Source organism: Rubneribacter sp., from assembly GCF_965361815.1.
The window spans coordinates 23,364-31,210 of sequence record NZ_CBDTNW010000156.1 but is presented as its reverse complement, the minus strand read 5'-3'; the positions used below and the strand labels follow the sequence as shown (position 1 = coordinate 31,210).

Below are 7,847 nucleotides of genomic sequence, written 5' to 3'. Positions count from 1 at the left end.
TGCGCTTTGATGCTGATGGGCAAAGGCAGTGCGGAAAGCGGCGGGCGCGCGGAGCGGAGGATGTTTCACGTGAAACATCCGCCGACCGAGGCGCTACGCGCTGGCAGGTTCGTCGAGGTTGGCGGTTGCCATCGCGGGAGCGGGCGCGATGGGCGCAGCCCCGGACTCGGGCGTGTTCCCGACCGAAGCGCTCGCCGTCGCAGACGCGCTCCCGACCGAGGCGCTCGCCGCTGCGGGCGCGCTCCCAGCTGGGACGCTCGCCACTGCGGGCGCGCCATCGGCCCCTCCGGCCGGAGCATCTGCCGCAGGTGCGTCTTCGGCCCTCGCATCCGGCTCGTCTTTGGGCAGCACGAGGTTCGCCACAATGGCCACCAAGAACACCACGGCCACGCAGTTTTGCGCGAACACGCTCTGCACCAGCTCCGGGAAGATGGCGAACAAGTCTCCCACCTGCGTGAACCCAATGCCCACCGCCAGCGACAGCGCCGCGATGGTGATGTTGCGCTGCGTGAATCCGGCGCGCGCGATCATCTGGAACCCGCTCACTATGATGTTGCCGAACATCATGATGGTGCAGCCGCCCAGCACCGCCTCGGGCAGCGACGAGAACACCACGCTGATCACCGGCAAAAACGCCGCCAAAACCATGATGACGGCACCGGTGGCGATAGCCTTGCGGTTCACCACCTTCGTCATGACCACCAGGCCCACGTTCTGCGAGAACGACGTGATGGGCAGGCACCCGAAGCACGCCGACAGCGAGCTGACGAAGCCGTCGCAGGCAATGGAGCCCGACAGCTCGCGCTCGCGCACCTCGCGGCCAAGGCCCACCATGGAAAGCGCCGTGGTGTCGCCGATGGTCTCTGTGGCCGACACCAAGAAGATGAGCGCCACCGACACGATGGCCCCCACATTGAACTCGGGCGCGAACGGCATGATCTGCGGCAGCGCGAACAACCCCACGTCGGCAAATCCGCTGAAATCCACCTTGCCCATGAACACGGCCAGCACATAGCCTACGATCAGGCCAAACAGCACCGAAAGCTGCTTGGTCTTGCCCTTCGCCAGCACTTGGAACACCAGACACGATCCCAGCGACACGCACCCCAGCACGAGGTTCTGCGGCGACCCGAAGTCCTCCGCGCCCGAGCCGCCACCGAACGACGTGGCCCCCACGCTCATCAGCGAGAACCCAATGGACGTGACCACCACGGCCGCCACGATGGGCGATATGATGCGCCGCCAGTACTTCGCGAACAGGCCCAGCACGCCTTCGAAGATGCCGCCCACGATGATGGCACCGATGGCGGCGTTGTAACCGTACGTGGCCACGATGCCCGTGAGCACGGTGACGAACGTGAAGCTGATGCCCATGACAATGGGCAGGCCCGACCCCACGCGCCCCAGCGGGAACAGCTGGATGAGCGTGCCGATGCCGGCGATGAGCATGGCGCTTTGCACGAGCGTGCCGGTTTGCGCGTCGCCGAGGCCGGCCACGCCCGCAACAATGAGGATGGGCGCGAGGTTGGCCACGAACATGGCCAGGATGTGCTGGATGCCGTAAGGCACCGCACGCAGAAACGGGACGTCTCCGTCGAGCTTGGTCAGCTCCTCATGGTTGAAGGGCTTCACGCGCGGGCCTCCTTAGGGGAGGCGGCTGCAGCAGGCGCGGTAGGCGCGGCGACGGGCGCGGCGGCTGCGCTCATGGCCGATTCGGCAGGCGCGCCCGCCCCCTCGGCGGCTGCAGTGGGCGCGGCGGACGCATGGCGAAACGAGATCTCTCCCGTCACCGGATCCATGGCGTCCACAATGGCGAGCGATTCCAATCGATACCCACGTTCGCGCAGGTCGGCACCGCCAGGTTGAAAACCCTTCTCCACCGCGATGCCAATGCCCTCCACCGTGGCGCCCGCCTCCGCCACCAGGTCTATCAAGCCGTTGAGCGCGCAGCCGTTCGCCAGGAAGTCGTCGATGATGAGCACGTGGTCATCGGGTCCGAGGAACTTCTTCGCCACAATGACGTCGTACACTCGCCCATGCGTGAACGACTGAATGCGCGTGGTGTACATCTCGCCGTCCAGGTTGATGGACTGCGCCTTTTTCGCGAACACCACCGGCACGTTGAAATGGCGCGCCACCACGCATGCGATGCCGATGCCGGAAGCCTCGATGGTGAGGATTTTCGTGACGGGCGCGTCGGCGAACAGGCGCTTGAACTCCGCGCCCATCGCATCGAACAGGTCGATGTCCAGCTGGTGGTTCAGAAAGCTGTCCACCTTCAGGACGCCTTCGGACTTCACCACCCCGTCGCGCCTGATGCGCTCCTCCAACAGCTCCATGCCTTGCCTCCGTCGTCGGCTCGTCTCCGCAGTCCCGCCGCGCGGCGCGCGACGGCCCGTAAAACCCTTGCCCGACAGTGTAAAGGACGCTCGTCCGGTTGAGAACGGGAAAATGCCGCGACGCCAACATTCGCCGCAACTAGTTGCAGCCGCCGAGAATCGATGCACGCTGCGGGCGCCCACCATGCACCCGCAGCGAGTCTGGCAGAAGCTACATTCGCTTTGGCGGTCAGCCTCAACCTGCGTCGCGCGCCGCACGGCCCCCACGGCCCCGTGCCACGCGCGCCGCACCATGCGCTGCGCGGCCCCGCACGCCCCCGCGCTGTCCGCGCCACACCGCACGACCCGCGCTGCGCAGCCTCGTGCCGCGCATCACACGTCCATCGCACGTCCCCGCACCATGCGCGCGCACGTCCCCGCATCAAACGGTAATGGATTCGCAATTTTTTCTTCATATTTTACCGTACGGTCGACGTCAAGGCCGAAAAGCATGAGCTTCCCTCCCCACATCCTCCTTTTCGGTAATATATCAAGGAAAATCTTCCGAGTTCTTACCGTTGGAGACAAGTACACCAAAGTAAACTTACATTACGGTAAAATATTGCTGAAAACTTTCTGGATCCTTACTGTACGAACTCGAGGAGCTGAAATACGGGTTGAAATTCGGATTGAAATTTGAAGCGACCAGGGAATAGTCGAGGGATGGCCGACGGGAGATCAGGCGAGCGGCTGAGGGACGGACGTCGACCGGACGCACGAGATGGCTGGCGGGCTGGGCGGTCGAGGCGCCAGGGCAGCCGGGGGCGACTAAGGGGCACGCGTCCGAGGACCGGTTCCGGAGGATGCCCGAGGACCGGCGCCCCAAAGCGCCCGAGACGCGCAAGGCAAGAAAGCCGCGCCTACAGCACCACTTGGCCGCTGGCCAGAAGCACAATGGACACGGCCGCCGCCAGCAGGATGACGGCCACAACCACCTTGTCCACCGCGCTCTGCAAATACGGCTCGCCCCGCTCCTTCTTGCCCTTGACGTACATCAGAATGCCGGGCGCGTACAAAAGCGACATGAGGGTGAGGCCGGTCGTGCCGCTCGCCCATGCCAAAAAGAAGCTGTACACCACGCCGAGCACCCCGAAGACGCGCCACACGACCATAGCGCCCCCCACCTTGCCCGCGAACGCCTCGGGTTCGGTGAACGCGATCTTGGCAAAGTACGCCGCCGACAACAGGTACGGCAGCAAGATCATGCCGGCCGACAGCGCGTAGAAGAACTGGTACGTGCTGTCGGAGAACAGCATGACCACCAAAAACACCTCGACGATGACGTTCGTCACCACCAGCGTGACGATGGGCGCGCCTTTCTTGTTGGTCTTGGCGAACGCCTTGACGAACACGCCCTGGGTGGCCGCCTCGTACGGCGACTCGCTCGTCAGCACCGTGTAGCCCAGCATGGCGCCCACCAGCGACAAAATCACGCCGCCGTTGATGAGCAGCGCGCCCCACGGCCCCACCGCACGCTCCATGACCCCGGCAAGCGCGGGGTTACCCAGCTCGGACAGCTCGGACAGCGGCATGACGCCCATGCTGAGCGTGCTCACCAGCAAGTAGATGGTCAGCACGCAGCAAAACGCGACGATGGTGGCCTTGCCCACGTCGCGGGCCTTCTTGGCGCGACCGGAGATGGCCACGGCCCCCTCGATGCCCACGAACACCCAGATGGTCACCATCATGGTGCTGCTCACCTGGTCAAGAAACGGCATGCCGGGCGAAGCGCCCGTGGAAAGGTTGGCCAGGAAGATGTCCAGGTCGAACTTCTGGAAGAACACGATGGCCGTGATGGCAACGAAGATGGGGACGAACTTGCTGATGGTGATGACGGCGTTCACGCCGGTGGCCTCCTTCACGCCGCGCGACACCAGAAACGTGTACGTCCACGTCAGAACGCTCGCCCCAATGACGGACGCCACGTTGTTGCCCTCCCCGAACACCGGGAAGAAGTACGACAGCGCGCCGAACAAAAGCGCTGAGAAGCTGACGATGCACAGAAGCGCGCTGATCCAGTACCCCCAGGCGCTGTTGAAGCCCAGGAAATCCCCGAACCCGGCGGCAGCGTAGCTGTAGATGCCGCCTTTGAGCTCCGGCTTCACGCGCGAAAGCGCGAAAAACGTCATGACCAGGCACAGCACGCCAACGGCGGAGATGCCCCACGCCGTGAGGATGGCCGCTCCGCTGGCGCCGCCCGCCGCCTGGTCGCCCGACAGCGTGAACACGCCGGCGCCCAAGATGAGCGTGATGACCGTGGTGACCAGACGGAATATCCCCAGGTTCCCATGGCCTGCGTTGGCATCGACCCCGGCCAGGCCGGGATCCCCTCCCGGCGTGGTGGACAATCCCTTGATGCGGTCGGCTCCGCGCGTTGCTACGTCACTCATCGCTTCCCTATCCTTCGCAATACGATAGGGAGCATCATACCTTACCAAGCCGCAACCGAGGCGGACAGCGCGGCACATTTTGAACGCCCGAATGCAAATGCGCGAAAATTCGCAACGTTGCGCTGGTTATTCCACCACGCTGCGATCCACCAGGACGCTTGCCAGAACCGCTCGGTTGAGATCGCACCCCAAGCCGTGCTCGTGCCCCGGGCGATTGAGCGTGACCAAGCCGCGCACGGCCGTGTAGGGAGGATCGGTGATGTCCTGGTCGAAGTAGCGCGACGTCGACCCTATGTCGCCGGGCGCCTTCACGAAGTCGAGCGTTTGGAACGCCGCATGCAGGCGCTTGGAAACGCCCGTGTCGTACATGCCGCCCATCCACACGTTGATGCCGCGCGCATGCGCCGCGCGCACAAAGTCCAAAGCCGGCTGCACGCCTCCGAACTTGCCTATCTTCACCGCATAGCAGGAAAGGGCGGGCTGCGAGAGCGCCGGAGCCAGGTCACGCGGGCGCGCCACGGATTCGTCCAGGCAGATGGGGGTGCGCATGGTCTGCTGCAGCCGCGCCAAACGGCCGAACAGGTCGGAAGGACCCACGGCGGGCACGCGGCGAGGATCGAACGGCTCCTCCACCCAGGCCACGCCAAGCCCGTCGAGCGCGCGCAGCTCGTCCGCTTCGCGCTCCGTGAAGCTTTGGTTGGCATCGAGCGTGATCATGAGGTCGGGAAGCGCCGCGCGCACCGCGCGCACGCAGGGAAGCATGCTGCCGGGAGCCACCTTGAGCTTGACGCGGCGATACCCCGCCGCGGCGCAACGGCGCGCCGCCCCCACCGTCTGATCAACCGACCCCAGCCCAATCACCGCTCCGGCGGGCACGGCAACAGAGGACGCAGGGGTGGATGGGGACGCTTCGTCCCGCTTGCCCCCTATGAGCCGCCACAGCGGCTCGCCGACAATCTTGCCGTGCAGATCCCACAGCGCCGGCTCGATGGCTCCGCACGCCAGAGGGAACGACGCCGCCTCGGGATACCCCGCGAACAGCTCGCTCGCCTCGCGCGGGTGCAGAAACGCGGTGCGCAGCACCAGCGGCGCCAGCACCTCGCGCAGCACACGCTCGTCTTGGTCGAGCGTCTCGGGCAGGTACCAGTCGGTCGGGAAGGCCACGCACTCGCCCAAACCCGTCCGGCCAGCATGGTCCGTAACCTCCACGATGAGGGATTCGCGATGGGTCATGACGCCTTTCGGCGTTCTGAACGGCTGCGAGAACGGCAGGCGGATGCGGTAGAGCGCAACGCGCCGCACCTCGATGCGCTGGTCGTAGGCGCGCTCGAGCGCGGCGCGGTCCACCTTGCCGATGCCGCTGCGCGGAAACTCGTCCATCGCGCACACGTGCTTGGGCAGGTAGAGCTTCGACAGATGCGAGGCCAGCCCCGCGCGCACCGCCGCAGCGAACTGCCCGTTCGGCTGCCTGACCCAGCGCGACGCCGCATCGGGCCGCGTGCGCTCCACCAGCGCGACGGGACGGCGGCCCCAGCGGCTGTCGGGCACGCCGAACACGTGGGCATCGGCCACGCCGGGCACGCGCAGCAGCTTCTCCTTGATCTCGGCCGGGTAGACGTTCTCGCCGCCCGAGACGAACATGTCCTCCGTGCGCTCCTTCACGTAGAGCAGCCCCTGGTGGATGGCCGCCGTGTCGCCGGTGAGGAAGTAGCCGTCCACCGTGTGGGCCGCGCGCGCGTTGAGGTAGCCCTCGAACAAGCCGGGGCCTTTGACCGCCAGCCGCCCGAAGCCGTCCTCGCCCGGGTCCACAATGTGGGCCCGGTAGCCGGGAAGCAGGCAAAGACCGCCTGTGAACGAAGGAGTGACCTGCGCATTCGCAATCTGGCTGGACGTTTCCGTCATGCCGTAGCTGGCGTACACACAAGCGCCGGCGCCGCCCGCGCGCTCAAGCGTGCGAGGGTTCACAGCGCCGCCGCCCAGCAGGATGCACCTGTAGCGCGGCAGGATGTCGGCCTTGTTCGAGGCCAGCATGTCCTGCAGCATCTTGTCCACCACCGACACGTGGGTGATCCCCTTGCGGGCCGCGTCCTCAAGCACGCGATCCGCGTTGAAGCGGCGGTACAGCACGAAGGGGTTGCCGTTCAGCAGGCTGCGCACCACCACCTGAAAGCCGCCGATATGGTAGAGGGGCAACGCCGCCTGCCAAGCGCCCTCTCCGCGCCGATTGAGCATCGCGTTCGAAGCCTCAGCGGCTTGGCATAGGTTGTCCCAGGTGAGCGGGACGGCCTTCGCCCGCCCTGTGGTGCCGGACGTGAACATGACAAGCGCGCGTGCGCTTTGGTCGAACACGTGCGCCGCGTGCTCGGCGAAGTGGATGATGCCTTCCAGGGCATCTTGACGCGCCACCGCATCGCGCCGACGCGCGGAGGCGCGGCCCGACCCCGCCCGACCGAGCGCTTTCGTTGAGCGGGGCTCGGCCGAGGCGGCGGCTATGCGGGAGGCGAACGACGGCCGCGCCGCGCGCGATGCGCCGCGCGCGGCCCCGGGCTCTTCGCCGGTGAGCAGCGCGGTGGCGCGATCCATCAGGCGTTTCACGCTGGATTCGTCGATGCGCGCGGCAACGGCCATACCGGGCTTGCGCTCCACCTCCATAACGCGACTGACCTTCTCGGCCTCCGTCAACCGGTTGTTGAGGCAGATCAGGGTGTAGCCGCCGTACGCCGCGGCCATCATCAGAAACACGTACGCGGGGCAGTTCGGCAGGTCCACCACTATGCCGTCGCCGGGGCGGGCGCCGCGTATCTGCAGGTTGCGCGCGATGGCCGCCGAAAGCATGCGCGTCTCGCGATAGGAAAACGACGACTCCGCGCCCGCTTCGTCAACGTACGTGAAGCACGTGCGCTGCGGGTTCTGACGAACCATGCTTTCGAACGGGCCGATCATCGTCGCCTCTGGCCTTGCCTCTCTTTCTGGTTCTCCGGTACTCTGGCCTTCTGGTGCTTTTGCGCTTCGGTGCTTCGGTGCTCTGCGCCGCCTTGCGATTGGGCGGAGCGCCCCGCCGGCACGCATCGCCGTCGCC

The 7,847-nt window shown here is 66.0% G+C and carries 4 protein-coding genes; all 4 read right to left on the bottom strand.

What is annotated here, in order from left to right; genetic code table 11:
* Nucleotides 1–93: 93 nt before the first annotated feature.
* The 4 genes from ACWKY3_RS11580 to menC all read right to left on the bottom strand — a co-directional run bounded on the left by ACWKY3_RS11580 (nucleotide 94) and on the right by menC (nucleotide 7,711).
* Nucleotides 94–1,632: a uracil-xanthine permease family protein gene (locus ACWKY3_RS11580; protein WP_449316561.1), complete on the bottom strand. Its 1,539-nt coding sequence runs from the start codon at nucleotides 1,630–1,632 to the stop codon at nucleotides 94–96.
* Nucleotides 1,629–2,339, bottom strand: a complete 711-nt coding sequence (locus ACWKY3_RS11575; protein ID WP_449316560.1) for a xanthine phosphoribosyltransferase — start codon at nucleotides 2,337–2,339, stop codon at nucleotides 1,629–1,631. Before ACWKY3_RS11575 ends, ACWKY3_RS11580 begins: the two co-directional genes overlap by 4 nt.
* Before the next feature lie 899 nt (nucleotides 2,340–3,238).
* Nucleotides 3,239–4,768 carry a basic amino acid/polyamine antiporter gene (locus ACWKY3_RS11570; RefSeq protein ID WP_449316559.1) on the bottom strand — a complete coding sequence of 510 codons (1,530 nt, stop codon included), beginning with the start codon at nucleotides 4,766–4,768 and terminating at the stop codon, nucleotides 3,239–3,241.
* 126 nt (nucleotides 4,769–4,894) lie between these two features.
* Nucleotides 4,895–7,711, bottom strand: coding sequence for an o-succinylbenzoate synthase (menC, locus tag ACWKY3_RS11565; protein WP_449316558.1), 2,817 nt, complete (start codon nucleotides 7,709–7,711; stop codon nucleotides 4,895–4,897).
* Between the last annotated feature and the right edge of the window lie 136 nt (nucleotides 7,712–7,847).

Bases quoted from the DNA above. Each gene is read 5' to 3' on its own strand.
- ACWKY3_RS11575 (WP_449316560.1), bottom strand. From the start codon at position 2,339: ATGGAGCTGTTGGAGGAGCGCATCAGGCGCGACGGGGTGGTGAAGTCC.
- ACWKY3_RS11570 (WP_449316559.1), bottom strand. From the start codon at position 4,768: ATGAGTGACGTAGCAACGCGCGGAGCCGACCGCATCAAGGGATTGTCC.
- menC (WP_449316558.1), bottom strand. From the start codon at position 7,711: ATGATCGGCCCGTTCGAAAGCATGGTTCGTCAGAACCCGCAGCGCACG.